The following is a 25944-nucleotide window of genomic DNA, read 5'->3' as shown; positions in this document are numbered from 1 at the left end:
TCATGCAATTTGCGCCGCAACAAGACGAAGCCCTGAAGGCTGTTTCGAAATGGCTGAAGGAAGGGCGCTCGCCGCTCTTTCGCCTGTTCGGCTATGCCGGAACGGGGAAGACGACGCTTGCCAAGCATTTCGCCGAGAATGTCGATGGCGACGTGCTGTTTGCCGCCTTTACCGGCAAGGCGGCGCAGGTGCTGCGCTCGCGCGGCGCCTCCAACGCCCGGACGATCCATTCGCTGATCTACCGGCCGCGCGGCGAGGAGGCCGTGGAAGACGAGGAAACGGGCAAGACCTCGATCGCGCCGATGTTTTCGATCAACCGGCAAAGCCCGGTCGCCAAGGCGGCGCTGATCATCGTCGACGAATGCTCGATGGTGGACGAGGCGCTTGGCAAGGATCTGATGAGCTTCGGCACGCCGATCCTGGTGCTCGGCGATCCCGGCCAGCTGCCGCCGGTGACCGGCGGCGGCTACTTCACCAATCAGGATCCGGACTACCTGCTCACCGATATCCACCGGCAGGCGCGCGACAATCCGATCATCAAGCTCGCCATGCAGGTGCGCGAAGGCAATGAGGTGATGTACGGCGATTACGGCACGGCCAAGGTGATCTCGAAGAACGAGGTGACGCAGCAGCTGGTGCTCGATGCCGACCAGGTGCTCGTCGGCACCAATCGCACGCGGCGGCGCTACAATCAGCGCCTGCGCGAGCTAAAAGGCTTCAACGCCGATTATCCACAGACCGGCGACAAGCTCGTCTGCCTCAGGAACGATCCGGCCAAGGGCCTGCTCAACGGTTCGCTCTGGCAGGTAATGACCTCATCCAAGGAAACGACGAAGCCGGGCATCAATCTGCTCGTTCGCCCCGAAGACGACGACATGGACCGCGGGGCTGCCAAGATCAAACTGCTGAAGCAGGCCTTCGAGGATGTCGAGGGCGAGATTCCCTGGAACACCCGCAAACGATACGACGAGTTCGACTTTGGCTATGCGCTGACGGTGCATAAGGCGCAGGGTTCGCAATGGAACGATGTCGTGCTCTTCGACGAGAGCTGGGCGTTTCGCGATACCCGGGAACGCTGGCTCTATACCGCGATCACGCGCGCGGCGGAGACGCTGACAATCGTCCGCTAATTCCAGTCGCACCTACGACCAGGTCGCATTCCCGATCTTGACTGGCGAACAAGAAACGGTGGCGGCCGTGTCTCAGGTGGGTGGCTCGTGAGTGGCGTTAAGCCTGCACGATACCGAGCAGAACTGCCTTGGCGATGGCCTGGAAGCGGTTGTTGGCGCGAAATTTCAGGATAATTCCGGCCTCCAGGTCACGGGTCTCGTCATGTTTCAGGTCGAGCGCCCGGGCGATTCGCTGGGTGGAATAGCCTTCCGCCATCAGTTCCAGGCAACGCCGCTCCTGTGCGGTCAGGCTTGCACTGTCCTGATTGTCGTTCAATGGCGGCGACTCGACGCCGCCGTCGAAATCCAGGAGGTCGCCAACCTGCTGGAGCTGGCGGTGCAGCGTCGACATCTCGGCCGTCAGTTCGCGCTTGCGCACCTGCAGGGCCTCGCGGAACATCGCCTCAGCCGTTTCCTGCGAATCAGCGTTGCGGAGTTCGTCCATCAGTTCCTGGATAACGGCGATCGGCATGCCGGTTTCGCGGCAGACTGTAATGACGGCCATGCGCATCACGTCGTCCTGGCCGTAGACCCGCATCAGGCCGATGCGGTTGGCTGAAATCAACCCTTTCTCTTCATAGAAATGCAGTGTCCTGTGCGTGACGCCGAATGCGTTTGCCATGTCGGCAATGGGCACCGGACCATCCGGTAGATCCGGCGGTAGCGCGGCCGAAGGCAGGAACCGGTATTTCGACCGGGCCTCCGAAGCGATACCGGCGGTGGCAAACAGGCGTTTGGAACCGTCTGGCATGAACCCTCCTGGGGCATGTTGTTGCACCTCATGCGGTTTTGCCAGTTGCTTCCCATGCGCGGCGAGTGGGGTTTCCTCTAGGCGTTCTTCTCATTGGGAAAGAAGCAGTACGCGGCGTACACTACGCGATACGATGTCCACGTTATGCGTGAACGATCTTTTTTATAAGTGCTAAAAATAATCTCTTTTAAATGGGATAGCAACGTGACGGCATGATTTCGGGTGTGCTGCAGCAAGACATGTGTTGCACCGCCGCATCGGTCGGTCGTCTTCAACGGCGACGGGAAATACTGTTTGCCGTGCGCACCCGGTCAATGCCGAGCCGAAATACCGGGGTTTCATCAGCGATCCGCATCGCATCCATCTGCGAATCTCGTTGGCCATCGCATGGCCCTTGGCTTAAAAGCAGGGCCTCCCGTTTCCGTGACCGATGGATATCAGCCATGCCCGCCAAGCTCTCCGTGAACCTCAATGCCATCGCCATGCTGCGCAACCGGCGCGACCTGCCCTGGCCGAGCGTCGAAGCGCTCGGGCGGATCGCACTCGCGTCCGGCGCCAGCGGCCTGACGGTGCATCCGCGCCCCGACCAGCGGCACATTCGTTTCTCCGACCTGCCCGTCATCCGCAATCTGATCGATGACGAATTTCCCAAGGCCGAGTTTAATATCGAGGGTTATCCCACAGAGGAATTTTTCGAGCTCTGTGCCGGGGCAGCACCCGAGCAGGTGACGCTGGTGCCTGACGATCCCGCGCAGGCGACCTCCGATCACGGCTGGGAATTCCGCAAGCACCAGGCGTTCCTGACCGATGCCGTCGCGCGGCTGAAGACGATGGGATGCCGGGTGTCGCTGTTTGCCGACGGTGACGGGGATGCAGAAGCGGTCGAGATCGCCAAGGCGGTCGGCGCCGATCGAATCGAACTCTATACCGGCCCCTATGGCGGCTGCTTCGACGCGCCGGAGCGGGCGGCGCCGATCCTCGAAGCGCTCGGACGGACGGCGGATGCGGCCCTTGCGATCGGGCTGGCCGTCAATGCCGGCCATGACCTGACGGTCGAAAACCTGCCTGATCTGGTGAAGCGCATTCCCCAGCTTGCCGAGGTCTCGATCGGCCACGGCCTGACCGCCGATGCACTGGAATACGGCATGGCGGAAACGGTGCGCCGCTTCTGCCGGGCTTGCGGGCAGGTGGTTTGAGGAAGGTCGCTTACTTCTTGCGTATTGGCGGCGACTAACTTGCCCTGCAAGGGTCTCTCGTGCCGCGAATGAGGGCGCAGGATTCCTGTGTTCGTTACATCTGACCTGCGGACCGGCCATATTTCCAACACACGAGCATCTCCTAGTTCCTTCAACCGGCGGTGATAGGATGAGAGTTGTTACGCGTCAACTTATGTTTATCACGGCGGCATGGGCGTGTTTGCTCTGCTCCGTTGGAGCTGGAGTCGCCGATCCCCGACCGGAAAGATGGGTGGAAAGGTGCGGTGGCGTCTACGCTCTGTGCGGCTATATCGACAGAGCGACGTTAGAACCGCGGATCGATCGCAAGTTCGAAGTTGGGCTTCCTTTCTCGGAGGGGCTGGCCGCCGTGCGCTCCGAGGGCAAATTCGGCTATATCAATTTGAGTGCCGAGATGGTGATCGCGCCTGCGTTCGACCTTGCCCGCGGATTTCGCAATGGGCACGCCGAAGTGGTGGTTGGTGACAAGGCAGGAATTGTCGATAGAACGGGAAAGTTTCTGCTGTCGCCGAACTATGCGCGTGCCATTCCGTTCGGAGCCGGGGCGGCGCTCGTTCGTCCCGGCAAAGCGGTCGCGTCGGATGCCTATGGCCTTTTACGCTTTACGGCTCAGGAACTTTTTTTCCAAAGAGCCGATTCGCGCTATCTGCTCATTGATCTGCCTTCGGGAAAGATCCTGAAGGACGAGCTGGCCATTAAAGAATTCGAATTCGGCACTTTCGTCTGGGCCGCTCAACCGGGAGATAAACGATACGGATTGCTTGCTCCCGACGGAACCTGGAAGATCGAGCCTCGCTTCGAAACAGCCGGTAAACTCCATGGAGGAAGAGCAATTGTCTGTTATGGCCGGCCGACCGGACACGAAGATCAGTCCGCCCAACATGGCCTGGCCGACGCCACCCAATGCGGCGCGATCGACCGGGACGGTCAAACTATTCTCGCCCCACAGCAGTTTAGGATTCATGGGTATCGAAACGGTTTTTACCTTGTGACCGAACGCCAGAAAGTGGGCGTCCTTGACGAGGCGGGACGGTTGCTTGGCGGGCGTTTGTTTGACGATGCGAGATTGCCCGATTATTCCGGTGAGGTGACCAAGATCTTGGTCAACGGCCAGTGGATCGGGCTCAACCGTGCCGGGGATCTGATACCCGACCCGGAGGATGGGAAGGTGCTTGCGGTATGTCCGTCGGGTATCAAATTCATGCACAGCGGCAACCGTATTCAGGTCGTAGGAGCGGACGAAAAGCCGACGGTTTCGTATCTCTTTGACGACATGCACATGACTTGCGAATTCCCCGTATCGGTTCGGTACAATGGAAAATGGGGATTTCTGAAGCAGGACGGCAAACTGCTTGTCGATCCGCCGTCATTTCAGAGCCAATTTGGTTTCAGCGGTGGCTTTGCCGGCGTGAAGATTGACGGCAAATGGGGTATATTGGACAGTGGCGGTTTGCTGGCCCTCGCTCCTCAGTTCGACGAGATGCAGCCCGATTCCGGCGCCTATGCGGTATCGAAGGATGCGCGGAAGTTCTGGATTGACGCATCAGGACGTGAAGTCTCCGAGCCGCGCCGCCTGGAGGATCGGCAATCAAAGTTGCGTTGCGAACCAGACGGCGGACAGCGCGTCTCCAGGAATTCGAACGGAACCTTGTTTTGGGGCATCGCGGATGCAGCCGGGAATATCGTCGTCGAGCCGAAATATCGCGCCATCACCTGTTTCCGGGATGGTCTCGTATGGGTTCCGTTCGACGAGAGACAAGAATGGTGTGCGATCGACCGGAACGAGCGGAGACGCGAGAGCGTCGCGTGCATCAAGAACTGGCCTGACAGTAATGTCGCCCACGCGCGAGCTGAGACAATGTCTGACGATCCCTATGAAAGCGGTGTTCTCTGGATGCGGGCCGAGCTTGAATACGGGCTCGACCTTAGGGAAAAACCGCCTCGCTTCGTCTCGCAATTCTAAGGATCGGCTATTTTCTGCGTCATGAAGTCGTCAGGCGATCCCGTATCGAGAAACAGCGCGGTATTCTCCAATGGTCCCTCGGTCATGTTCTTGTCGCAGAATTCAGCCGCAGGCGTCTTCGTCGTGAATGACGCACTTGGAATGAAGCTTTTTTGCAATCAAGGACGGTGTCTACAGCACCCCTGTCCTTGGGCTAAACCCAAAGGACAGGGGCGACAAGCGTTGCCTCAGGCGGTCAGGGCAGCCTTGTGCTCCACGAAGAAATCCTTCAACGGCTGCGGCTGTTTGCCGGTCAGCTTGGAGAAGTCTTCGGTGACGATGTCGAACTTGCCGGCGCGGGTGTTGGCGTCGGCAGAAACCAGCATGTCGGCGACGAAACCGGGAAGACCGGCGCCGCGCATGCCCTGGCCGAGCTGTTCGTCGGTGACGTCGATCACTTCGAGCGGCTTGCCGGCGACGTCGGAAACGATGGCGGCAATCTGCCGGCTGTTCAGCGACTGGGTGCCGGTTACGGTATAGGTGGCGCTCTCGGATGTGCCGGAGGCAAGGGCTGCGGCGATCGCCAGGGCGCAGTCGTCACGCGAGATGGTCGAGATCTTGCCGCCGCCCGTGGCGCTGTACCATTTGCCGCCCTGCAGATTGTGCGGCATGCCGTGCAGATAGTTGTCGTGATACCAGGCGTCGCGGATGATCGTATGGGCGATGCCGCTTGCCTTGATGGCGTTTTCGCTGCCGAGATGATCGGGCGCGAAGGTGACGACCGAATTGTCAGGCGCCGGCATCGAGGTGTAGGCGATGTGCTTTACGCCTGATTTGACTGCCGCCGCAACGGCGCCCTGGTGCTGGGCGAGGCGCTTGCCGGGAGTATCCAGTGCGTCAGTGCTGATGATCAGCAACCGGTCGACGCCGGCGAAAGCCTTTTCCAGGCCAGCCGCGTCATCGAAATCGGCCTTGCGGGTGACCACACCCTTCTTTTCGAGTTCGGAGAGCTTTTCGGGGCTGCGCGTTGCCGCGACAATGTTGCCGGGGGCGACCTTGTAGGTCTCGATGAGGTGATGGATGACTCGCTGGCCGAGCTGCCCGGCAGCGCCGGTGACCAGGATGGTTTCGCTCATAAGTCGTTTCCTTCTATGTTTCAGCGGTGGTCTCAAAAAGAGAGTAACGCTAGAATAGGAATTGACTTGGCGGTGTAAAGGAGGCAGTTTTTCGGCTGTACGTTACCAAAAGGGAACCAGCAGATGAGCGGTGCAGTCCTCAGTTTGAAGAACAGGATGCCGGGGACGCGGCGCGAGATCGATCTTGCCGGCCTCGATTTCGGCAATTGCCCGGTCAGGGACATGATGCAGCAGATCGGCGGCAAATGGTCGACGCTGCTCCTCGATGTGCTGGCGGATCGGCCCTACCGGTTCGGCGAGCTGCGGCGGATGATCCCCGATATTTCGCAGCGCATGCTGACGCAGACGCTGCGCGACCTGCAGAGGGACGGTTACATCCACCGCGAGGTGTTCCCAACCAAGCCGCCGAGTGTGGAGTATTCGATGACCGAACTCGGCCGCTCGCTCTATCAGACGCTGGCGCAACTGTTGAACTGGGCGGAAGCGAACCATGATGCGGTTCGCGCCGCCCGTTCGCAATTCGATTCCGCCAACGGCTAGTGCCACTGATAAATCGGACTATCAGGTCGATCGCATAAACAGAGCGCGGAACAATTCCTCCGATCGTCGCAAACCTTCGTCACTCAGAACCACAGACTTGGCCTTGCCCGCGGGATTTGCAATCAGATCTTTCTGATGCAAATGGTCCATCACGCCCCAGTCAAAACCCTTCCAGGCACGGTCTCCGTCATGCAGGGTCAGCCATAACAATGCGAGAACGGCATCGTCGATTTTCTCTTCGTCTATCTCCATGCCGGAATCCCATGCAAAAAGGCGAAAATTCTGCAGATCTCAAACGGATGAATACGCTGCCTCCTGGAGGTGGGCATCCAAAAGTTGGCTCTGTCAAGGTTTAGGTGTTCGATCCTGGATTCTAATGGCGCCTTACTTGCCGCGTCCTTCCGTCAGGAACAGCAGGAAAGCCAGCGCCGGGAAGCAGAAGCCGATCCAGGCCGTCATCGTCCAGCCGCCGGTCGCATAGGCCCAGCCGCCGAGTGCTGAGCCCAGTGCGCCGCCGGCAAAGAAGGTCGCCATGAACAGGCCGTTGAGCCGGCTGCGGTGTTCCGGGTTGAGCGCATAGATGGCGCGCTGGCCGCAGACGAGATTGGTTGTCACGCCGAAATCGAGAAGGATCGCCGCTGCCGTCAAGAGCAGCAAAGCGCCAAGCGAGCCGTCGCCGGCGAAATGGCCAATCAGGAAGGCAGCCATGCCGAGCAGCATGGCAAGCGTCGAGGCGATCTTCGTCATACCGCGATCGGCAAGCCGGCCGGCAATCGGCGAGGCGATCGCGCCGGCAGCACCTGCGAGGGCGAAGAGGGCGATGCCGTTCTGTGTCAGGCCGAAGGCGGGACTTGCGAGCAGCAGCGGCGTCGTCGTCCAGAACAGGCTGAAGGCGCCGAACATGCCGGCCTGATAGAGCGCCCGGCGCTGCAACACCCGCGACGTCAGCGCCAGATGGCCCATGGAGGCGAGCAATTCGCCGTAGCGTAGCCTGGTCGTCGGCCGGCGAACCGGCAGGTTGGCGCGGAGCACGACGGCGAGCACGAGCATGAGCGCTGCAGTGACGTAGTAGACCACATGCCAGGAAGAGGCCTCGGCGACGAAGCTTGCGAAGGGGCGGGCGAGCATAATGCCGCAGAGCAGGCCGCTCATGACGTTGCCGACGACCTGGCCGCGCGTTGCATCAGGCGCCATGTTGGCGGCAAAGGGAACCAGGACCTGAACTGCGACCGATGAAAGACCGATAGAGAGCGAGGCGACGAGGAAGGTTGTGGGCGTCGAAGACAGCGCCGCGCCGATGAGCGCAACGGCAGAGACGGCGATCAGCATCAATACCAGACGGCGGTTTTCAGTGAGGTCGCCGAGCGGCACGATCAGCAGCAGACCGAGACCATAGCCGATCTGCGTCAGCGTGACGATCAGGCCAGTGGCGGCAGGCGTGAAGCCGAGATCGGCGCTGATCGGACCGGCGAGCGGCTGGCCGTAATAGAGATTGGCGGCCACCAGCCCGCAGGCGGCGGCGAAAAGGAAGGTGAGCCAGGGGGATAACTCCCGGGGAATGGCCTCATCCGGCGTGGTGGCTGAAACGCTCATCAGAAACTCCGGTATTCAAAGATTGTAGGGATTGAATGCAAAAATGCTGGCTGCGGCCACCCGATCCTTGACCGAATGCCGGTATTTCTCTCGTCCACGGTGCGGACTGTTCAGGTCACGAGCTTCATCGCGGCCTCGGCCGCAGACATCATCTCTTCCCTGCTGCGTCCTGTTTTGCCGATGACGCGCAGGCCCTTGGTAAAGCAGAGGAAGGCGAGGGCGGCGGCATCCGGGTCCACCGTCTTCGGAATGCTGCCGTCTGCCTGGCCGATGCGGATGAGATCGGCCATCAGCTTTTCGTCTGCGGCAAAGGCAGTCACGACGTGGGCAGCCGCTTCCTCGTCTAGCAGGGCGAAGTCGTTGGCGCCGCCAACGACGAGACAGCCTTTACGGCCGGCCTCGCCATAGGAGAGCTCGGTATAATACATCACCATCTGGAAGACTTTGTCGCGGCCTGTTTCCGCCGACGCAATCATCGCTTCGAGACGCCACCGGCCGAGTTGGCGATAACGACCAAAAGCGGCGAGGAAGACGCCGCGCTTGTCCTTGAACGCCTTGTAGATACTGCCAGAGGCGAGGTCCATTGCCTCGGTCAGATCGCTGATCGAGGTGGCGTGGTAGCCGCGTTCGGAAAAGACCCGTAAGGCCGAATCCAATGCGGCGTCCATATCGAACTCGCGCGGACGGCCACGGCTGCGGGTCTTTGCTTCTGATGTGAGAGTGGCAACGGTCATGGCGCCTAATTAGGGAATGAACGTTTCCAAATCAAGTGAAATTTCTGCGACGCAGCAAATTCAAAGGTCGAGCACCCAGGTCTGCCCGTTGGCCTCAGGGCCGAACATGCGATGTCTCTCCTCGGAGACAAGGCGGAAGCCCGCCTTGACGTAGATGGCGCGGGCGGTCTCCAGCATGTCGTTGGTCCAGAGCGAGAGTTCGCGGTAGCCTTTCTGCCTGGAGAAGCGGATGCATTCGTCGACCAGCAGTTTGCCGAGCCCGAGGCCGCGGGCTGATTTGTCGACATAGAGCAGGCGGAGCTTGGCGATGCCGTCGCCGCTATTGGTGACGAGGACGGAGCCGATATTGACGCCGCCGCGTTCGGCGATCCAGCAATATTCCTTGGCCGGATCGAAATTGGCGAGGAATTTTCCGGCGACGTCGGCCACCAGCGCCTCGAAGCGCAGGTCCCAGCCATATTCCTCGGCATAGAAACGGCCCTGGCTCTGAACGATCCAGCCGATATCGCCGGCGCGGTGGGCGCGGATGATGGCCGGTGCGGGCTTTGCCGCCGGGTCGAGCAGCGTGCGGATCGTGTGCATGGCGGAGACCGCGGCCTCCGGCTCGCCGCTGGCGAGATTGTCGAAACGGGCGGCGATCTGCGCATTGGCGCGCCGGCCGAGTTCTTTAAACTGCTCTCGTCCCCGGTCGGTGACAATGATGACCTGGCTGCGCAGGTCGGCCGGATCGGGGCTGGTCTCGATCAACCCCTCGGCGCGGAAACGCTTGAGGATGCGGCTGAGATAAGCGGCGTCGAGATGCAAGTCGCGGACAAGTGCGGCGGCGCTGACGCCGTCATGCGAGCCGACCTCGAAGAGGATGCGGGCATCCGTCAGCGTGAAGGGCGTGTCGAGATAGGCCTTGTTCAGCAGGCCGAGGAAGTTCGTATAGAAGCGGTTGAAATCGCGAGCGGTTTCGATGAGGGCAATATCGGACATGGCAAAAATCTCCAGATGGAGATCGTTGCCAGTTTGTTGACAAACCTCGCTCTTTGCTCGGCGTCATCCTCGGCCTTGTGCCGAGGATCTGCTGCACCGGTTGCAGATGCTCGGGACAAGCCCGAGCATGACGAAAGAGGAGTTGGCCGACTTTGTCAGCAGTCCGACAAGATCTCCAGTTGGAGATCTTGTCCTGTATTTAGTGGACTGAGTCAACTAACATGGCAATATCAAGCTGCTTCCTCTTCTGCCGCTTCGTCTGCGCCGAGCGCAAAATCGACCGCCGCCCTCGCATGGATCGCGGTGGTGTCAAAGCCCGGCAGCGGCAAATGGTCGGGATCGAGGATCATGCAGATCTCGGTGCAGCCGAGGATGATGCTGTCGGCGCCGTTGTCGATGGCGCGTGCAATCACTGCCATGAGCTTGTCGCGAGAGCTGTCGAGCACCTTGCCGGCGCAGAGTTCGTTGAAGATGATGTCGTGCACGGTCGTGCGGTCGCTAGCATCTGGCACCATGATATCAACATCAAGGCTCTTCATGCGGTCGCTATAGAAGCCGTGCTCCATCGTATAGCGGGTAGCAAGCAGCAGCGGGCGCTTGCGGCCGGCCGCATGCAGCGATCTCGCGGTCTCGTCGATGATGTGGATCAGCGGTACGGAGATCTTCTCTGCGACCTTGTCGGCGATCAGATGCATGGTGTTGGTGCAGATGAGGATGCAGCCGGCGCCGGCGATCTGCAGGCGCAGCGCCACGTCGGCGAGGCGACGGGCGGCCATATCCCAGTCGCCGGCCTTCTGAAGCGCGACGATCTCCTCGAAATTGACAGAATGCAGGATGAGTTCGGCCGAGGCGAGGCCACCCTTGCGGTCACGCACCATCTCGTTGACGACACGGTAATAGACCGCCGAACTTTCGAAACTCATGCCGCCGATAAGGCCGATCGTTTCCATCTCTTCATGCTCTCCATGCTTCTGAACTTTCGAAAATGATGCCGCAATCCCGGCGCGATGTGTTTGCTTTGTTTGTCTCTCGCGTCATATATGTGACAGGATTTTGCGTCATTTTATGAAATCCTGCAAAAAAGACGCGAGAGGTATATGTTCGACACATGCTTGATGATCGCGACAGACGCATTCTGGACATGCTGCAAAAGGATGCGGGCATATCCGTGACCGATCTTGCCGAGCGCGTGGCACTTTCGATATCGGCCTGCTCGCGGCGCATCCAACGGCTGGAGGAGAGCGGCCATATCGCCCGGCGCATCGTCGTGCTCGACCGGGAAAAGATGGGCGTGCCGACGACGGTCTTCGCGCTGGTCAAGACGGCGCACCATTCCGACGAATGGACGGAGACCTTCCGCCGGATCATCAGCGACATTCCCGAGATCGTCGAAGCGCACCGGCTGACTGGCAATCACGACTACATCCTGAAGATCGTGCTGCCGCGCGTCGAGCACTACGATGTGATCTACAAGCAGATCGTGCGCAAGATCGAGCTCTTCGACGTCTCGGCCTCAATCTCGATGGAGCTTCTGAAGGGCGGCACGGCGATCCCCGTGGGGTATGCCGATTGAGCCGGGTCCACCGACCGGGATGCAGGGGAGCTATGCCGAAACGGCAGTTGCAACCATCGCGGCGAAGGCCACATTGGCTTTGAGCGAAATGGCGCAAAAGGGGTAGGTCATGAGCGATCATCATGTCGTCGTCGTTGGCGGCGGTTTCGGCGGGCTGCAGCTCGTCAACGGCTTGAAAGGTGCCGGCGTCAAGATCACGCTGGTCGATCGGCGCAATCACCATCTCTTCCAGCCGCTGCTCTATCAGGTGGCGACCACCATTCTTTCCACCTCGGAGATCGCCTGGCCGATCCGCCGCCTCTATGCCGACCGACCTGACGTGACGGTGCTGCTCGGCGAAGTCGCCGGCGTCGACAGCGGTTCGAAGACGGTTTCCTTAAGCAACGGCATGACTCTTGGTTACGATACGCTGGTGCTGGCGACCGGGGCGACACATGCCTATTTCGGCCACGACGAATGGGAGCCGGTGGCGCCCGGCTTGAAGACCCTTGAGGATGCGACGACGATCCGTCGACGCGTGCTGCTTGCCTTCGAGAAGGCGGAGATGGAGGCCGACCCGGCCGTGCGCGATGCGCTGTTGACATTCACCATCGTCGGGGCGGGGCCGACCGGCGTCGAGCTGGCCGGCATCATCGCCGAACTCGCGCATTTCACGCTGCCCAAGGAATTCCGCAACATCGACACGCGCAAGACTCGCGTCGTTCTGGTCGAAGCCGGCCCGCGGGTGCTGCCGACCTTCGCCGAGGAGCTTTCGGCCTATGCTCAGAAGGCGCTGGAGAAACTCGGGGTCGAGATCCATCTCGGCAAGCCGGTGACCGAATGCAACGCCGACGGCGTGAAGATCGGCGAGACCTTCGTTGCCAGCCGGACGATCGTCTGGGCCGCCGGGGTCACCGCGTCGCCGGCAGCGCAATGGCTCGGCGTGCCGGCCGACCGGGCAGGGCGCGTCGTGGTCGAGAACGATCTGAGCGCGCCCGGCCTGCCCGACGTTTTCGTCGTCGGCGATACCGCCTCCGTCATGCGCGAGGATGGCAGGCCGGTGCCGGGCATTGCGCCCGCCGCCAAGCAGCAGGGCGGTTACGTCGCCAAGGTCATCCGCGCGCGCCTGTCCGGCAAACCGGCGCCGGCGCCCTTCCGTTATTGGCATCAGGGCAGCCTGGCGACGATCGGCAAGAGTGCGGCGATCATCGATTTCGGCCGGATCAAGCTGAAAGGCTGGCTCGCCTGGTGGATCTGGGGCCTTGCCCATATCTACTTCCTGATCGGCACCCGCTCGCGCTTCTCCGTCGCCTGGAGTTGGCTGTGGATCTATCTGAGCGGCCAGCACAGCGCCCGGCTGATCACCCAGCGGGAGACGATGCGGGAGGAGGAGTAACTCTTCTCCCGTCCTCCAGAGGCCAAGCCTTGAAGCAGCGATGTAGCCAAGCTTGACATATCTTCGGATCCGCCCTTAGGTTTGCGCCGTGTCTTCCGGATACCACCGGGGGTTACGCATCCAGCCGTAGCTACAGCGAGTAGAGGTTCCAATGCGCAGACTCACTTCTCACGAAAATCACATCCGAATTTCTGAGAAATTGGTGGTTCATGCGCACTTTAAATCTGGGCATCCTCGCCCATGTGGATGCAGGCAAGACTAGCCTTACCGAAAGACTGCTTTTTGACGCCGGCGTCATCGACAAACTCGGCAGCGTCGATACCGGCAATACACAGACGGACACTCTCGAGCTCGAACGGCAACGCGGCATCACGATCAGGGCCGCGGTGGTGTCGTTTGCGATCGGCGACAGGGTCGTCAATCTGATCGATACGCCCGGCCACCCCGATTTCATCGCCGAGGTCGAGCGGGTGCTTGGATTGCTCGACGCGGCCGTCGTCGTCGTTTCGGCGGTCGAAGGCGTGCAGGCGCAGACGCGCGTGCTGGTTCGGGCGCTCCGGCGGCTTGGCGTTCCCTTCGTCTTCTTCGTCAACAAGGTCGATCGTCTCGGTGCCCGTTATCAGGAGGTGCTGGAGACACTTGCCGCGCAGCTCTCGGTCCGGCCGATCGCCATGTCCGCGGTTATCGATGCCGGCAGCAAACTTGCCGGGGTGGAGGCGCTCTCTCCGGGATGCGAGCCGCTTTTTTCGGCGCTCTGCGAGGCGCTCGGCGAAAACGACGAAGCACTGCTCGAGGATTATGTGCTCGCCCCCGAGCGCCTGACGGAGGAAAGGCTTGGCCGCTCTCTAGCCGGTCAGGTGGCGCGCGGCCTCGTGCATCCCGTCTTTGCAGGCGCCGCGATGACCGGTGTCGGCATAGCCGCGCTGGCAACGGCCATTGCGACGATCTTGCCGGAGCGGCGCCCCGATCCAGATGGTCCGGTTGCCGGGAAGATATTCAAGATCGAGCGCGGCTGGGGCGGGGAAAAGCTGTGCTATCTCTCACTGACCTCAGGCACGGTGCGGCTCCGGCAATATCTGGATCTGCCGAAAGGCCCGGAAAGAGTAACCGCGATCCAGCTCTTCGAGCAAGGCCGCAGCCATGGCGTCGACAGCGTCCGCGCCGGGCAGATCGCGCGTGTCGGCGGCCTAACCGGTGCCCGCATCGGCGATGCGGTGGGCGGCGATCCGCTCTCCGCCAGACGGGCTTACTTCGCGCCGCCGACGCTGGAAACCCGAGTTCTTGCCCGGCGACCTTCCGAGAAGGCGGCGCTGTGGCTTGCGCTGAACCAGATGGCCGAACAGGATCCGCTGATCAATCTGCGCCGGAACGAGGAAACGGACGAGGTCTTCGTTTCGCTCTATGGCGAGGTGCAGAAGGAGGTTATCCAGTCGACCCTGCTGACGGATTTCGGCCTCGACGCCAGCTTCGAGGAAAGTACGGTCATTCTGGTCGAGAGGCCTGTAGGAACTGGGACCGGCTTACAGATCCTCTTCAAGGAACCCAATCCCTTCCTGGCGACGGTAGGTCTGCGGGTCGAGCCGCGGCCTGCCGGCGCGGGCAACAGCTTCGCGCTGGAAGTGGATGTCGGCCAGATGCCGGCAGCCTTTTACCGGGCCATCGAGGAAACCGTGTTCGAGACGCTGAAGCAAGGTGTTTTCGGTTGGCAGGTCATCGATTGCCACGTGGCGATGACGGCAGCCCGGCACAGTTCGCCGGCAAGCGCCGCCGCCGATTTCCGCCAGCTGACGCCCTGGGTGCTGGCAACGGCGCTATCGGCCGCTGAAACCGTCATCTGCGAGCCGGTCGACGGTTTCAATCTCGAAGCGCCGGCGGAGAGTTTGAGTGGCGTGCTCACCTTGCTTGCCAAATCGGCAGCGGTGACGACGGGTTCCGTGATTGCCGATGGCGTAGCGCGGCTCGAAGGCACTCTGGCGTCTCAGATGGTCCAGAGCGTCCATCAGCAATTGCCGGGGCTGACGAGCGGGGTGGGGACGATGGAAACCGGCTTCGATCACTACGCCCCGATGGCCGGGCCGCCGCGCCTGCGCCGGCGTTCGGGGCCTGATCCGTTCAATCCAGTCGAATATCTGCTGCGGCTGCAGTCCACGAGATCCTCCTGCTGAGGTGCGCAGGCCAGAGGCCGGAACATCGAGCACGAGCGGGGCGCTCCGATGCGGCGGGCAGAAGCGGCGTTGACCGGCGATGCTTCGAGGCGACCCTTTGGATCGCACCTCAGCATAAGGACGGATGGAGGATGCCTTTATCAAAAAGGCGGCTCTCGCGAGCCGCCTCTCATTCCTCAGGCCGCCAGCGAGGCGATGTCGATGACGAAGCGGTAGCGGACGTCGCTTTTCAGGACGCGTTCATAGGCTTCGTTGACCTGCTGGATGTTGATCTTCTCGATCTCGGAGACGATGTTGTGCTCGCCGCAGAAGTCGAGCATTTCCTGGGTTTCCTTGATCGAGCCGATCATCGAGCCGGAAATGCTCTTGCGGCCGGGGATGACCGAGAAGGCATGCACGGGGATCGGGTTTTCCGGCGCGCCGACCACCACGAAGGAACCATCCACCTTCAGGAGCCCGAGATAGGCATTCCAGTCGATCTCGGCGCTGACGGTGCAGATGATCAAGTCGAACGTGCCGGCGAGCTTCGTGAAGGTTTCCGGGTTGTTGGTGGCGTAATATTCCTTGGCGCCGAGCTTCAACCCATCTTCCTTCTTGGAAAGGCTCTGGGAGAGAACGGTGATATCGGCGCCCATGGCGGCGCCGAGCTTGACGCCCATATGGCCGAGACCGCCCATGCCGACGATCGCGACCTTCTTGCCGGGGCCGGCATTCCAGTGGCGCAGCGGCGAGTAGAGCGTAATGCCGGCGCAGAGCAGCGGCGCGGAGGCATCGAGCGGCAGATTGTCCGGAATGGACATGACATAGCCCTCCCGAACGACGATCGAGTCGGAATAACCGCCCTGGGTCCGTGTCTTGCGGTCAGCTTCGAAGTCATTGTAGGTGCCGGCGAGCCCCGGCATATACTGTTCCCGATCGAGGTCGCGCTCGGCGCAGCCGATGCAGGAATCGACGAAGCACCCGACGCCGACGCGGTCGCCGACCTTAAACTTGGTCACGGCGGAGCCGACGGCCGAGACGATGCCGGCAATCTCATGGCCCGGCACGATCGGATAGACGGCGTTCTTCCATTCGTTGCGGACAGTGTGGATGTCCGAATGGCAGATGCCGGCAAACTTGATGTCGATGACGACGTCATCGGGGTTCGGGTTGCGGCGTTCGAAGGTGAAAGGGGTCAGCGGCTTGGAAGCGTCGGTCGCGGCGTAGCCTCTTGCAATAGGCATGGGAACCTTCCTTTTCGATTGTGGAGGGGTTGAACGGGATGGTGGACTATTGCCCGGAACTGCGTGAGACGGTTAGAGCGATCCTCTCAGCTTTTTGCACGATCCTGCAAAAGTGAGACGCCTGCCTGTTTGCGAAATGGCGAAGACACTCTAGATAGGGGCGGTATAGCCGGCGTCAGACAGTTGACAGAAAGAGTTGCCCCATGACTTTGCCTTTCAGCCCCTATCGGGAGATCGTCGACATCGCGATGCGCTTCGCGCCTGGTGACGGCGAGTTCTCGACTGATATCGGCAATCTTCATGTCAGCCGCCGGTCCAGGCCCAGCGATCCGCTGCACAGCAGCTATCGGCCCTGTTTCGCCTTTGTACTGCAGGGGGCCAAGAGCCTGCGCCTCGGCACGGAACTTATCAGCTACGGGACCGGCGACTATCTGCTGACCTCGCTCCACCTGCCGGTCGCCTGGCGCGTCACGGAGGCAAGCCCCGAGGTTCCGCATCTCTGCCTGGGGCTGGCAATCGATTCCGAAAAGCTGCTGGAATTACTTAGCCGCATCGATATTCCGCGTCCGGCCGCCCATACCGACGGGCAGCGCGGGATGGCGGTCAATGTCGCTCCGCCAGAGCTCCTGGATGCTGCCGTCCGGCTGCTGCGTTTGCTCGATCGTCCGGGCGACATTCCCGCCATGGCGCCGCTGATCGAGCAGGAAATCCTCTATCGCGTGCTGACCGGGCCGGATGGCGCGCGGCTGATCAACATTGCCACATCAGATAGCCACAGCAACAGGATTGCGCGCGCCGTTGCATGGCTGAAGGAGAATTTCGCGCGGCCGCTGCGCATCGAAGACCTTGCCGACCGCGTCAGCATGAGCGTGTCGTCGTTCCATCACCACTTCAAGTCGGTCACGGCGATGACGCCGGTGCAGTATCAGAAGCAGCTTCGCCTGCACGAGGCGCGTCGTCTGATGCTCGTGGAGCGGCTCGATGCGGGCACGGCCGGTCACCGCGTCGGTTATCAAAGCCCGTCGCAGTTCAGCCGCGAATACAGCCGCCTTTACGGCGCTTCGCCGGCCCGCGATGTCGACGGCGCCCGCGATGTCATGGCGGCGGAATAGAGTACCGCGCCCAGCAAGAACGTGCCAAGCGCGGTGCGATCATTAAAGGATTGTTTGACGTTTCCGACTAGTCTTGCGGCAGATATCAAGCAGGCCCAGATGTCCGCATGACGCAAGCACCGTTTCTCTCCATCGTCGCTCCTTGTCACAACGAGGAAGAGGGCTTGCGCGAATTCTGCCGCCGCGCCGCTGCTGCCGCGCATAGTGTTGCCGGCGATGGCTTCGAGCTCATTCTCGTCGATGACGGCTCGTCCGACCGCACGTGGGAGATCATTTCGGATCTGGCGGCCGATGTGCCGCAGCTGCTCGGTGTTCGTCTTCTGCGCAATCACGGCCACCAGTTGGCATCGACGGCGGGTCTTTCCGCGTCGCGCGGCGAGCGCGTGCTTTTGATCGATGCCGATCTTCAGGATCCCCCAGAGCTGCTTTTGATGATGATGCCGATCATGGAGCGCGGCGCCGACGTCGTTTACGGCCAGCGCACGCGCCGTCAGGGCGAAAGCTGGTTCAAACTGGCCTCCGCTTCGCTTTTCTATCGCGCTTTGTCCAAGCTCGCTTCCGTGACCATTCCGCGCGATACCGGTGATTTCCGGCTGATGCGCCGGCGTGTCGTCGATATCCTGCTGGCGATGCCGGAGCGCGATCGGTTCATCCGCGGCATGGTCAGTTGGATCGGCGGCAGGCAGGTGGCGCTGCCTTACGAGCGTGACGCCCGTTTTGCCGGCACGACGAAATATCCTCTGCGAAAGATGATCAATTTCGCTCTCGATGCGATCACCAGCTTTTCAACGACGCCGCTGCGCATCAGCACTTGGCTTGGCATGATGAGCGCGGGCGTCGCGATCGCGTTGCTCATCTACACCTTCGTTCGCTGGCTGCAGGGCGAGACGGTGACCGGCTGGTCGTCGATCATGGCCGCGGTCAGCGCCTTCAGCGCTATCCAGCTGATCTGCATCGGCATCATCGGTGAGTATCTCGGCCGTCTCGTACAAGAGAGCAAGAAGCGGCCGATGTTCATGGTCGAGACGATCGTGCGCGGCAGTGAACAAGCAGAATTGTCGATCGCTTTCTCGGAGATGAGCGCCAGCGACAAGCGCGCCGCGCTGGATGCGGCCTTTGCATCAAAAGAGCCGCCGCGCTCGCAAAAGAACAGCCGGATCGGATAATGGACCGGATTGCCGCGCCTGCTGTGGCCGCAGCCGGGCCTGAGGAATCGATCGCCAGGCAGGATTCCACCGTTGCGATTGCCGCTTTCGTCGGATTTGCCGCGGCTCTGGTTCTCCTGTTTCCCTTTCCGCCGGTTCTCGATTACGCCAATCACTACGCCCGTATCTGGCTCCTTACTGGCGGGATCGGCGAGCAGCCGTTTCCTGAAATCTATGTCGTCGACTGGAACCGCACCTTCACCAATGTCGGGATCGACGTTCTGGCCACCAGGCTGGGGCCGCTTGTCGGCGCAGACAGGCTTGCGCGGGCTTTGCTTTTCCTGGCGATCGTGCTGCCGCCGCTCGGGGCAATCGGCCTGCATCGCGCGCTTTTCGGCGGCCGACACCATTGGCAGACCGCCATGCTGTCGCTCGGCTGGTGCGCCACCATGATCGGCGGCTTCATCAACTTCCAGATCGGCCTCGGCATGGCGTTGTTCTTTGCCTGCGTTGATCTGCGGCTGCAGCGCAGAAATCCCGCCCTGGTTTTTGCCTGGCGGCTCGCCGCCGCGCTGCTGCTGACGGTGATGCATCTCTTCGCGCTTGGCTTCTATATGGCGATCGTCTGTGGCCTCGAATTTTCCTGGCGCATCGAAATAGTGCGATCGAAGGCGGCTCTGATGAGGCTCGCCGGCCGGTTGGCGCTGGCGCTCGGCGCCTGCGTCCTGCCGCCGCTCGCGCTCTATCTCCATACTGCGGCTTTGCCCAACGCCGGCGGCAACGGCCTCGGCCTTGCCTGGAACGACGGCATCGTCCTGATCCTTCTGAACCTGCTCTCCGCCATCACCACCTATGTCCCGGTGGTGGATGTCGTTTTGGTTCTGCCGCTGATCCTCATCTGCACGCGTGCCATCCGCGGGAGCGATATCCGCATCCATGCGGGGCTTGCCGTCACCGCCTGCGGATTGCTGTTGCTGTCCTGCATTGCACCTCGCCACATGCTCGGAACCGGCTGGATCAGCTGGCGCTTTCCGATCATGACGGCGCTCGTGGCCATGGCGATGGTGTGCCCTTTCGCCAATCTGCCGCGCCGGCAAGCGCTGTTGCTGGCGCTCATCATCAATCTCGCAGTCTTCGGTCGCAGCGGTTGGGTCGGCTGGAACTGGTGGCTGGCACAGAAGGATGTTGCCGCCGTCGAGACGGTGCTTAAAAAAGTGCCGGCCGGTGCGGCCGTGTTGCCTCTGGGACATGAACCCGAGACGGTGAGCAGTCTTGCCCACTCCAACCGGCATTTTGCCTGGGGGCTGGATACCTTCCGGCACTTGCCGACGCTCGCCGTGCCCTTGTCTCATGCTTTCGTGCCGACGCTCTTCACGGCAAAAGGCAAGCAGCCGCTCTCCGTTCTGCCGCCATGGTCTGAGATCTCGGTTCCCGAGGGCAATTTGCTGTCGATCGGCGTGCTTTCATGCCCGGCAATGATGCAGGAATATAGAAACTTTACGCCTTATCTGTCGGATTGGCGCAGGCGTTTCGATTTCGTTCTCGTCGCCAATGCCGATATCCCCGACCGCTATGTCGGCACCTTGATGCCGGCGGGCCTGACGCTGGTCGAAGATGCGGGTTTCGCAAAGCTTTACGCAATCGACAAGACGATGCCGGCAGAGCCTCTCTCGATCCCTGCTGGTTGCGCTACGGCGTCATAGGCTCCGGCTCTTCGCGGATCAACTGCCTCTGGGCGAGTGGATCGTGACTGCGGCCGCCATCCGGTATTCGGGCGATGGGTTGGTCAGCCGGGGAATTTCAACGCCTTGTCGGCACGGCATTTGGCGAGCTTTAATTGACGGAAGGAGAGGATGCGGGTGATGCGATCCTTGCCATCCGTTTCCACACTCATGCAGGCGCAGGCATAGCCATAATTGCCGTTGGTTTTGACATAATCATGTTCGGAGATGTCGGAGATCAGCTCCATGCCTTCGACCTCGCCGGCATCGTCGCCCTGGGTCATGATTGTCCAGGTGTTCTCCGCGTCCTCCAGCCACCAGTTGGCGGGCGTCGGATTCTCGATCCAGCCGCAGCGCGTTTCGGCGGCCTGTGCGTTTGCTGCGATGGCGAGAGCTGTGGTCATGACCGCGGCGGCTATCCAGTATCTCATTGCCTTTTCCCCACGACAAATGTCAGTTGTTGATCGCGATGATCGCCCAATGGCTCGCCTCGCAGGCGTTGTCGTCGCAGACCGCGCCCATCCAGACGGCGCCGCCGGCCAGCATGACGCCGTCGCTGTTGACGAAAAGATCCTCGTATTGCTGGCGTCCGACGGCGCGGCGCGTCTCCGGCGTCACGAGATCGTCGAAATTGTCGATGAAATCCTCGGCGCTCTCGACTTCGTAGGGCTTACCATCGGTCTTGACCGTCAGCGGGTATTCGGCAAGGCCGGCGATGGTCTCGGCGTCGCTCGAGCGCATCGCCTTGACAAGCTGGCGCAGCGGCCGGTCGAAGCCCGCGGCATCGCCGTGCAGTTCCTCGATACGGTTATAGACCTCGTTTTCCGACTGGGCGAAGGCGCCTGTGCTCGGAAGCGCTGTTCCCAGAAGCATCGTTCCGGCGAGGAGAAGGGCTGCAGGCAGGCGCGGCATGGAAGGCTCCGGCAAATGGCGTGGTGCGGCATTATGCGGTCCCCGATGTAGTGCGCCTATCCAATTCTGGTGTCTCATCCAGCTTTCCCGTATAAAAAATCTGTCGCGGCTTCTTGACGACCTGATCGGTTTGTCGCATAAACCTCACGAACCGTACCGTACGGTACGTATATGGGAGCCATGACCGTGTCCGTCGGTACCGCAGAGCCGAGCGAATTTTCGCCGCGCCAGAACGCCGTTCTGGAGCAGGCGCTGCAGTTGCTCGTCGATGGCGGCGAGAAGGCGCTGACGACTTCCGGCGTGGCGCGCGCCGCCAATTGCTCGAAGGAAAGCCTCTACAAGTGGTTCGGTGATCGCGACGGGCTGCTGTCGGCGATGATCGCCTATCAGGCCAGCAAAGTGCGCACCTTCGAGCGCAACGGCGAGCGGCTGACGGCGGCGAGCCTGCACGACCATGTCGTCATTTTTGCGCGTGACCTGCTGGAGGTGCTTGCCGGCGACGTCTCGCTGGCGCTCAACCGGCTGGCGATCGGGCAGTCGAACCGCGAGGGATCGAAACTCGGCAAACTGCTGCTCGAGCGCGGCCGTCGCCAGATCGACCGGCGCGCCATGGCGCTGATCGATGCCGGCAAAAGGGCAGGGCTCCTGCGTTTTGCCGATGCCGACGAGGCTTATCACACGCTTTACGGCCTTGTTGTCTCCGACCTGCATGTGCGCATGCTGCTCGGCGAACCAGGCCTCAAGGATACCGCACGCCAGGCGGAGAGGGCGGTCACCGCCTTCCTCAGGCTTTATGGCACGGACAAGGTTCTGGCGGAGATGCCGGTTCTCGGCTGATTCCGCTTTAATGACAGTCAACAAGACAAGCAAAGGGAAGGAACTTCAAATGCGCGTCTATTACGATCGTGATGCCGATCTCAACCTCATCAAGGCCAAGAAGGTCGCCGTCATCGGCTATGGTTCGCAGGGCCGTGCCCATGCGCTGAACCTCAAGGACAGCGGCGCTCAGAACGTCGTCATCGCACTCAAGGCCGGTTCGCCGACCGTCAAGAAGGCCGAAGCCGATGGCTTCAAGGTCATGACGGTTGCCGAAGCTGCCGCCTGGGCGGACCTGATGATGATGGCGACCCCGGACGAATTGCAGGCCGACATCTACAAGGCCGACATCGCCGGCAACATCCGCGATGGCGCAGCCATCGCCTTTGCTCACGGCCTCAACGTTCACTTCGGTCTCATCGAGCCGAAGGCTTCGGTCGACGTCGTCATGATCGCACCGAAGGGCCCGGGCCACACGGTTCGCGGCGAATACCAGAAGGGCGGCGGCGTTCCCTGCCTCGTTGCCGTTCATCAGAACGCTTCGGGCAATGCGCTTGAACTCGCTCTCTCCTACGCCTGTGGCGTCGGCGGCGGCCGTTCGGGCATTATCGAAACCAACTTCCGCGAGGAGTGCGAAACCGACCTCTTCGGCGAACAGGTCGTTCTCTGCGGTGGTCTCGTCGAGCTCATCCGCGCCGGTTTCGAAACGCTCACCGAAGCCGGTTACGCGCCCGAGATGGCCTATTTCGAGTGCCTGCACGAAGTGAAGCTCATCGTCGACTTGATTTATGAAGGCGGCATCGCCAACATGAACTACTCGATCTCCAACACGGCCGAGTGGGGCGAATATGTCTCCGGTCCGCGCATCATCACTGCCGAGACCAAGGCCGAGATGAAGCGCGTCCTCAAGGACATCCAGACCGGCAAGTTCACGTCCGATTGGATGCAGGAATACCGCGCCGGCGGCTCGCGCTTCAAGGGCATCCGCCGCCTGAACGACAGCCACCCGATCGAAGAAGTCGGCGCCAAGCTGCGCGGCATGATGCCCTGGATCGGCAAGAACAAGCTGGTCGATAAGTCGGTCAACTAAGCGATTTTCCGCGCCGCATCGAACCTGGTTCATGCGGCGCGCTTTGCGGTTATCCTCCGTGCATGTTGTCCTGCCAAGCCGTTGCCATCGGTAGCGGCTTTCCGCTTGCATCGGACTAGCCGGACAAGAGCACGCAATGGTCGAAGCGTCGGGCTGCAACGTCAGCGGCCGGAGCCATGATGACGAGATCGCTGGCGTCCCAAAAGACGCGACCCGTTGCCGAGCCGGCGCGCAGCCGTGCGAGAACAATCCAGCCGTCCGGGTCGTCCAGCTCGCTAAAGCCTTGCGAGGCGGCGAGGCTTGATGCTTCTCCGCTACAGGGGAGGCCTCCCTGGATCGTGGCATGGCCACGCATCTGGGGGACCTGAGGCGTCGCAGACCCGGCATAGGGACCGGTCAAGGCGAGCTCGAAAGCCTCATTCGTGTCGGAGAGCTCATCGAGCGATCCATTGTCTCATCTTCATGACGTATGAATCATAGGGCGGAGGCAACGTGCCGACTACGGCAACGTCCGGTCTTGGCCTTCGTTGAGCCGTGTCGCTCCTGCCTGAGAAAGAACAGCATCCCCAAGATGTTCCTGTCGCAAAACCGTAATATCGCGCCTTTAGGTTTAGAGCGGATCTAAAACAAGACAATTTGACACCAGTTTTTAACCGTGGAGGCATTGGATGAACGAGCATCTTTCCCAGAGGATTTTCCCGACGACTCAGCTCGAAGACGCGGATGGTGACGGCCACAACACCAGCGCCAATCCGACGATGGGTGAAATCATCGGCAAGCGTTTTTCACGCCGCAGTTTTCTGCAGGGCTCGCTTGCCGTTTCCGCCATTGCAGCCACGGTAAGCCCGATCGCGCTGATGAGCGCGGACGAGGCGCGCGCTGCAGACAATAAAGGCTCTGCCTTCAACTTCTCCGAAGTGGAGGCCGGCGTCGATGACAAGCATCATATCGCTGAAGGTTATGATGCCGATATTCTGCTGCGCTGGGGCGATGCCGTGCTGCCGGGTGCCCCGCAATTCGATCCGGCGAAGCAGACGGCCGATGCACAGAGCAAGCAGTTCGGCTACAACAACGATTATGTCGGCTTCATTCCGCTCGAAGGTTCGTCCGAGCACGGCCTGCTCGTCGTCAATCATGAATACACGAACCCGCACCTGATGTTCCCCGGCCTCGTCCAGGTGGTCGACGGCAAGATCAAGCAGGGCGCGCTCAGCAAGGAGCAGGTGGATGTCGAGATGGCGGCCCACGGCGGCACTATCGTCGAGATCCGCAAGACGGGTGGCAAGTGGCAGGTCGTCGCCGACGGCAAGTATAATCGCCGCATCACCGCCAACACGCCGATGGAAATTACCGGCCCCGCCGCCGGAAACGACCGCTTGAAGACCAGTGCCGACGTGACCGGCACCCGCGCCATCGGCACGATCAACAACTGCGCTGGCGGCGTCACGCCCTGGGGCACCTACATCATGGCCGAAGAGAACTTCCACGGCTATTTCTCCGGCGCGCTGCCGGAAGGTCACAAGGAAGCCCCGAACTATAAGCGTTATGGCGTTCCGGAAGGCGCCTACGAGTGGGCCAATTTCTACGACCGCTTCGATCTTTCCAAGGAGCCGAACGAGCCGAACCGTTTCGGCTGGATCGTCGAGGTCGACGTCATGGACCCGACGTCGGCGCCGAAGAAGCGAACCGCGCTCGGCCGCACCAAACACGAGGGCGCCGAGTCGATCGTCGCCAAGAACGGCAAGGTCGTCTTCTATCTCGGCGACGACGAGCGCTTCGACTACGTCTACAAGTTCGTGACATCAGCAGCGTTCAACCCGAATGATCGCGCCGCCAACATGAACCTGCTCGACAGCGGCACGCTTCATGTCGCCAAGTTCAACGAGGACGGCACCATGCAGTGGCTGCCGCTGGTCTTCGGCCAAGGTCCGCTGACGGCGGAAAACGGTTTCACCAGCCAGGCTGACGTGCTGATCGAATGTCGTCGCGCCGGTGACGCGCTCGGCGCCACCAAGATGGACCGCCCGGAAGACGTCCAGCCGAACAGCGTCAACGGCAAGGTCTATGTCATGCTGACCAACAACACCCGCCGCAAGGCCGACCAGGTGGATGCCGCAAATCCGCGCGCGGAAAACGCCTTCGGCCACATCATCGAGATCTCTGAAAACGACGGCGATTTCACTGCCACATCGGGCAAGTGGGAAGTGCTCCTGAAGTGCGGCGATCCCTCGGTTGCGGCCGTCGGTGCGACCTTCTCCACCGAAACGACCAAGAACGGCTGGTTCGGCATGCCCGACAACTGCGCCGTCGATGCTGCCGGCCGCCTCTGGGTTTCGACCGACGGCAACAACAACAAGGCCACCGGCCGCACCGACGGTCTGTGGGCCGTCGATACGGAAGGGGCGGCGCGCGCCACTTCGAAGCTGTTCTTCCGCGTGCCGGTCGGCGCCGAAATGTGCGGCCCGCTTTTCACGCCGGACGACGAGACCGCCTTCGTCGCCGTGCAGCATCCCGCCGATGGCGGCGAGGACTGGCGGGGCCATGGCCGCCCGTCCTATTACGAGGACCTTTCGACCCGCTGGCCGGACTTCAAGCCCGACATGCCAGTGCGGCCTGCGGTCGTCGCCATCACCAAGATTGGCGGTGGCAAGATTGCCGTCTGACGGTTGAACACGGAGGCTGCCACCTCGCTGTAAATGCCCTCTGGCGGCCGTGGATGAGCCCATCTTCCGGC

24 protein-coding genes are annotated in these 25944 nt (G+C 61.4%); 13 read left to right on the top strand and 11 right to left on the bottom strand.

The window, feature by feature from the left end; all coding sequences use genetic code 11:
* The first annotated feature begins 2 nt into the window (after window positions 1-2).
* A complete protein-coding gene (locus BS630_RS19705; protein WP_003560862.1) occupies window positions 3-1130 on the top strand; it encodes an ATP-dependent DNA helicase in 1128 nt (375 codons plus the stop codon).
* Between the two features lie 97 nt (window positions 1131-1227).
* Here BS630_RS19705 and BS630_RS19700 read toward each other — a convergent pair whose 3' ends face one another.
* Complete coding sequence (locus tag BS630_RS19700; RefSeq protein WP_077978732.1) at window positions 1228-1920, bottom strand: MerR family transcriptional regulator; 693 nt, start codon at window positions 1918-1920, stop codon at window positions 1228-1230.
* 443 nt (window positions 1921-2363) lie between these two features.
* Between BS630_RS19700 and BS630_RS19695 the strand changes: the two genes are divergently transcribed.
* Together BS630_RS19695 and BS630_RS19690 are read left to right on the top strand one after the other, a co-directional pair.
* A complete protein-coding gene (locus BS630_RS19695) occupies window positions 2364-3116 on the top strand; it encodes a pyridoxine 5'-phosphate synthase (protein ID WP_077978731.1) in 753 nt (250 codons plus the stop codon).
* A gap of 271 nt (window positions 3117-3387) precedes the next feature.
* Window positions 3388-5118, top strand: a complete 1731-nt coding sequence (locus BS630_RS19690; protein WP_077978730.1) for a WG repeat-containing protein — start codon at window positions 3388-3390, stop codon at window positions 5116-5118.
* A 227-nt stretch (window positions 5119-5345) separates the two neighbouring features.
* On the opposite strand, the gene BS630_RS19685 is transcribed toward BS630_RS19690, so the two are convergent.
* On the bottom strand, window positions 5346-6233 hold the full coding sequence (locus BS630_RS19685) for an SDR family oxidoreductase (protein ID WP_077978729.1): 888 nt from the start codon (window positions 6231-6233) through the stop codon (window positions 5346-5348).
* A 123-nt stretch (window positions 6234-6356) separates the two neighbouring features.
* On the opposite strand from BS630_RS19685, the gene BS630_RS19680 reads away from it, so the two are divergent.
* Window positions 6357-6773, top strand: coding sequence for a winged helix-turn-helix transcriptional regulator (locus tag BS630_RS19680; protein WP_077978728.1), 417 nt, complete (start codon window positions 6357-6359; stop codon window positions 6771-6773).
* Window positions 6774-6794: 21 nt separating this feature from the next.
* Here BS630_RS19680 and BS630_RS19675 read toward each other — a convergent pair whose 3' ends face one another.
* The 5 genes from BS630_RS19675 to BS630_RS19655 form a co-directional block, all read right to left on the bottom strand.
* Window positions 6795-7025, bottom strand: a complete 231-nt coding sequence (locus BS630_RS19675; protein ID WP_077978727.1) for a DUF6429 family protein — start codon at window positions 7023-7025, stop codon at window positions 6795-6797.
* Between the two features lie 132 nt (window positions 7026-7157).
* Entirely contained in the window at window positions 7158-8366 is a 1209-nt protein-coding gene (locus BS630_RS19670) for an MFS transporter (RefSeq protein ID WP_077978726.1), read from the bottom strand.
* A 110-nt stretch (window positions 8367-8476) separates the two neighbouring features.
* Complete coding sequence (locus BS630_RS19665) at window positions 8477-9100, bottom strand: TetR/AcrR family transcriptional regulator (protein ID WP_077978725.1); 624 nt, start codon at window positions 9098-9100, stop codon at window positions 8477-8479.
* Between the two features lie 60 nt (window positions 9101-9160).
* Window positions 9161-10078 (bottom strand): bifunctional helix-turn-helix transcriptional regulator/GNAT family N-acetyltransferase, encoded by a 918-nt coding sequence (locus tag BS630_RS19660; RefSeq protein ID WP_077978724.1) that lies wholly within the window; start codon window positions 10076-10078, stop codon window positions 9161-9163.
* 230 nt (window positions 10079-10308) lie between these two features.
* Window positions 10309-11028, bottom strand: coding sequence for an aspartate/glutamate racemase family protein (locus BS630_RS19655; protein ID WP_077978723.1), 720 nt, complete (start codon window positions 11026-11028; stop codon window positions 10309-10311).
* A gap of 158 nt (window positions 11029-11186) precedes the next feature.
* On the opposite strand from BS630_RS19655, the gene BS630_RS19650 reads away from it, so the two are divergent.
* From BS630_RS19650 to BS630_RS19640, 3 genes are all read left to right on the top strand, one after another.
* Window positions 11187-11651, top strand: coding sequence for an Lrp/AsnC family transcriptional regulator (locus BS630_RS19650; protein ID WP_003541227.1), 465 nt, complete (start codon window positions 11187-11189; stop codon window positions 11649-11651).
* 109 nt (window positions 11652-11760) lie between these two features.
* Window positions 11761-13026, top strand: a complete 1266-nt coding sequence (locus BS630_RS19645; RefSeq protein WP_077978722.1) for an NAD(P)/FAD-dependent oxidoreductase — start codon at window positions 11761-11763, stop codon at window positions 13024-13026.
* Between the two features lie 209 nt (window positions 13027-13235).
* Window positions 13236-15191, top strand: coding sequence for an elongation factor G (locus BS630_RS19640; RefSeq protein WP_077978721.1), 1956 nt, complete (start codon window positions 13236-13238; stop codon window positions 15189-15191).
* 176 nt (window positions 15192-15367) lie between these two features.
* On the opposite strand, the gene BS630_RS19635 is transcribed toward BS630_RS19640, so the two are convergent.
* Window positions 15368-16414, bottom strand: coding sequence for an NAD(P)-dependent alcohol dehydrogenase (locus tag BS630_RS19635; protein WP_077978720.1), 1047 nt, complete (start codon window positions 16412-16414; stop codon window positions 15368-15370).
* A gap of 203 nt (window positions 16415-16617) precedes the next feature.
* Between BS630_RS19635 and BS630_RS19630 the strand changes: the two genes are divergently transcribed.
* The 3 genes from BS630_RS19630 to BS630_RS19620 all read left to right on the top strand — a co-directional run bounded on the left by BS630_RS19630 (window position 16618) and on the right by BS630_RS19620 (window position 20374).
* Window positions 16618-17526 carry an AraC family transcriptional regulator gene (locus BS630_RS19630; RefSeq protein WP_077978719.1) on the top strand — a complete coding sequence of 303 codons (909 nt, stop codon included), beginning with the start codon at window positions 16618-16620 and terminating at the stop codon, window positions 17524-17526.
* 107 nt (window positions 17527-17633) lie between these two features.
* Window positions 17634-18692 carry a glycosyltransferase family 2 protein gene (locus tag BS630_RS19625; RefSeq protein WP_077978718.1) on the top strand — a complete coding sequence of 353 codons (1059 nt, stop codon included), beginning with the start codon at window positions 17634-17636 and terminating at the stop codon, window positions 18690-18692.
* Window positions 18692-20374, top strand: a complete 1683-nt coding sequence (locus BS630_RS19620) for a hypothetical protein (RefSeq protein WP_077978717.1) — start codon at window positions 18692-18694, stop codon at window positions 20372-20374. Before BS630_RS19625 ends, BS630_RS19620 begins: the two co-directional genes overlap by 1 nt.
* Window positions 20375-20457: 83 nt before the next feature.
* Here BS630_RS19620 and BS630_RS19615 read toward each other — a convergent pair whose 3' ends face one another.
* Both BS630_RS19615 and BS630_RS19610 read right to left on the bottom strand, forming a co-directional pair.
* The gene (locus tag BS630_RS19615; protein WP_077978716.1) at window positions 20458-20823 is read right to left on the bottom strand and encodes a DUF4087 domain-containing protein; all 366 of its coding nucleotides are present in this window, start codon (window positions 20821-20823) and stop codon (window positions 20458-20460) included.
* A gap of 22 nt (window positions 20824-20845) precedes the next feature.
* On the bottom strand, window positions 20846-21304 hold the full coding sequence (locus tag BS630_RS19610; protein WP_077978715.1) for a hypothetical protein: 459 nt from the start codon (window positions 21302-21304) through the stop codon (window positions 20846-20848).
* 171 nt (window positions 21305-21475) lie between these two features.
* On the opposite strand from BS630_RS19610, the gene BS630_RS19605 reads away from it, so the two are divergent.
* Window positions 21476-22141, top strand: a complete 666-nt coding sequence (locus tag BS630_RS19605) for a TetR/AcrR family transcriptional regulator (RefSeq protein WP_183594423.1) — start codon at window positions 21476-21478, stop codon at window positions 22139-22141.
* 49 nt (window positions 22142-22190) lie between these two features.
* Complete coding sequence (gene ilvC, locus BS630_RS19600) at window positions 22191-23210, top strand: ketol-acid reductoisomerase (RefSeq protein ID WP_003560822.1); 1020 nt, start codon at window positions 22191-22193, stop codon at window positions 23208-23210.
* Window positions 23211-23325: 115 nt separating this feature from the next.
* Here the strand turns inward: ilvC and BS630_RS19595 are convergent, their stop codons facing one another.
* The gene (locus BS630_RS19595; protein WP_077978714.1) at window positions 23326-23610 is read right to left on the bottom strand and encodes a hypothetical protein; all 285 of its coding nucleotides are present in this window, start codon (window positions 23608-23610) and stop codon (window positions 23326-23328) included.
* Between the two features lie 268 nt (window positions 23611-23878).
* On the opposite strand from BS630_RS19595, the gene BS630_RS19590 reads away from it, so the two are divergent.
* The gene (locus BS630_RS19590; protein WP_077978713.1) at window positions 23879-25873 is read left to right on the top strand and encodes a PhoX family protein; all 1995 of its coding nucleotides are present in this window, start codon (window positions 23879-23881) and stop codon (window positions 25871-25873) included.
* The last annotated feature ends 71 nt before the right edge of the window (window positions 25874-25944 follow it).

This window comes from Rhizobium laguerreae (genome assembly GCF_002008165.1).
Lineage (GTDB): Bacteria > Pseudomonadota > Alphaproteobacteria > Rhizobiales > Rhizobiaceae > Rhizobium > Rhizobium laguerreae.
Note: the sequence above shows the minus strand (reverse complement) of the source record. Positions and strands in the feature narration are given on the sequence as shown.

What these genes read in the sequence shown, in the direction of transcription:
- BS630_RS19705 (WP_003560862.1), top strand. Translation starts at nt 3, where the DNA reads ATGCAATTTGCGCCGCAACAAGACGAAGCCCTGAAGGCTGTTTCGAAA.
- BS630_RS19700 (WP_077978732.1), bottom strand. Translation starts at nt 1,920, where the DNA reads ATGCCAGACGGTTCCAAACGCCTGTTTGCCACCGCCGGTATCGCTTCG.
- BS630_RS19695 (WP_077978731.1), top strand. Translation starts at nt 2,364, where the DNA reads ATGCCCGCCAAGCTCTCCGTGAACCTCAATGCCATCGCCATGCTGCGC.
- BS630_RS19685 (WP_077978729.1), bottom strand. Translation starts at nt 6,233, where the DNA reads ATGAGCGAAACCATCCTGGTCACCGGCGCTGCCGGGCAGCTCGGCCAG.
- BS630_RS19680 (WP_077978728.1), top strand. Translation starts at nt 6,357, where the DNA reads ATGAGCGGTGCAGTCCTCAGTTTGAAGAACAGGATGCCGGGGACGCGG.
- BS630_RS19675 (WP_077978727.1), bottom strand. Translation starts at nt 7,025, where the DNA reads ATGGAGATAGACGAAGAGAAAATCGACGATGCCGTTCTCGCATTGTTA.
- BS630_RS19670 (WP_077978726.1), bottom strand. Translation starts at nt 8,366, where the DNA reads ATGAGCGTTTCAGCCACCACGCCGGATGAGGCCATTCCCCGGGAGTTA.
- BS630_RS19665 (WP_077978725.1), bottom strand. Translation starts at nt 9,100, where the DNA reads ATGACCGTTGCCACTCTCACATCAGAAGCAAAGACCCGCAGCCGTGGC.
- BS630_RS19660 (WP_077978724.1), bottom strand. Translation starts at nt 10,078, where the DNA reads ATGTCCGATATTGCCCTCATCGAAACCGCTCGCGATTTCAACCGCTTC.
- BS630_RS19655 (WP_077978723.1), bottom strand. Translation starts at nt 11,028, where the DNA reads ATGGAAACGATCGGCCTTATCGGCGGCATGAGTTTCGAAAGTTCGGCG.
- BS630_RS19650 (WP_003541227.1), top strand. Translation starts at nt 11,187, where the DNA reads ATGCTTGATGATCGCGACAGACGCATTCTGGACATGCTGCAAAAGGAT.
- BS630_RS19645 (WP_077978722.1), top strand. Translation starts at nt 11,761, where the DNA reads ATGAGCGATCATCATGTCGTCGTCGTTGGCGGCGGTTTCGGCGGGCTG.
- BS630_RS19640 (WP_077978721.1), top strand. Translation starts at nt 13,236, where the DNA reads ATGCGCACTTTAAATCTGGGCATCCTCGCCCATGTGGATGCAGGCAAG.
- BS630_RS19635 (WP_077978720.1), bottom strand. Translation starts at nt 16,414, where the DNA reads ATGCCTATTGCAAGAGGCTACGCCGCGACCGACGCTTCCAAGCCGCTG.
- BS630_RS19630 (WP_077978719.1), top strand. Translation starts at nt 16,618, where the DNA reads ATGACTTTGCCTTTCAGCCCCTATCGGGAGATCGTCGACATCGCGATG.
- BS630_RS19625 (WP_077978718.1), top strand. Translation starts at nt 17,634, where the DNA reads ATGACGCAAGCACCGTTTCTCTCCATCGTCGCTCCTTGTCACAACGAG.
- BS630_RS19620 (WP_077978717.1), top strand. Translation starts at nt 18,692, where the DNA reads ATGGACCGGATTGCCGCGCCTGCTGTGGCCGCAGCCGGGCCTGAGGAA.
- BS630_RS19615 (WP_077978716.1), bottom strand. Translation starts at nt 20,823, where the DNA reads ATGAGATACTGGATAGCCGCCGCGGTCATGACCACAGCTCTCGCCATC.
- BS630_RS19610 (WP_077978715.1), bottom strand. Translation starts at nt 21,304, where the DNA reads ATGCCGCGCCTGCCTGCAGCCCTTCTCCTCGCCGGAACGATGCTTCTG.
- BS630_RS19605 (WP_183594423.1), top strand. Translation starts at nt 21,476, where the DNA reads ATGGGAGCCATGACCGTGTCCGTCGGTACCGCAGAGCCGAGCGAATTT.
- ilvC (WP_003560822.1), top strand. Translation starts at nt 22,191, where the DNA reads ATGCGCGTCTATTACGATCGTGATGCCGATCTCAACCTCATCAAGGCC.
- BS630_RS19590 (WP_077978713.1), top strand. Translation starts at nt 23,879, where the DNA reads ATGAACGAGCATCTTTCCCAGAGGATTTTCCCGACGACTCAGCTCGAA.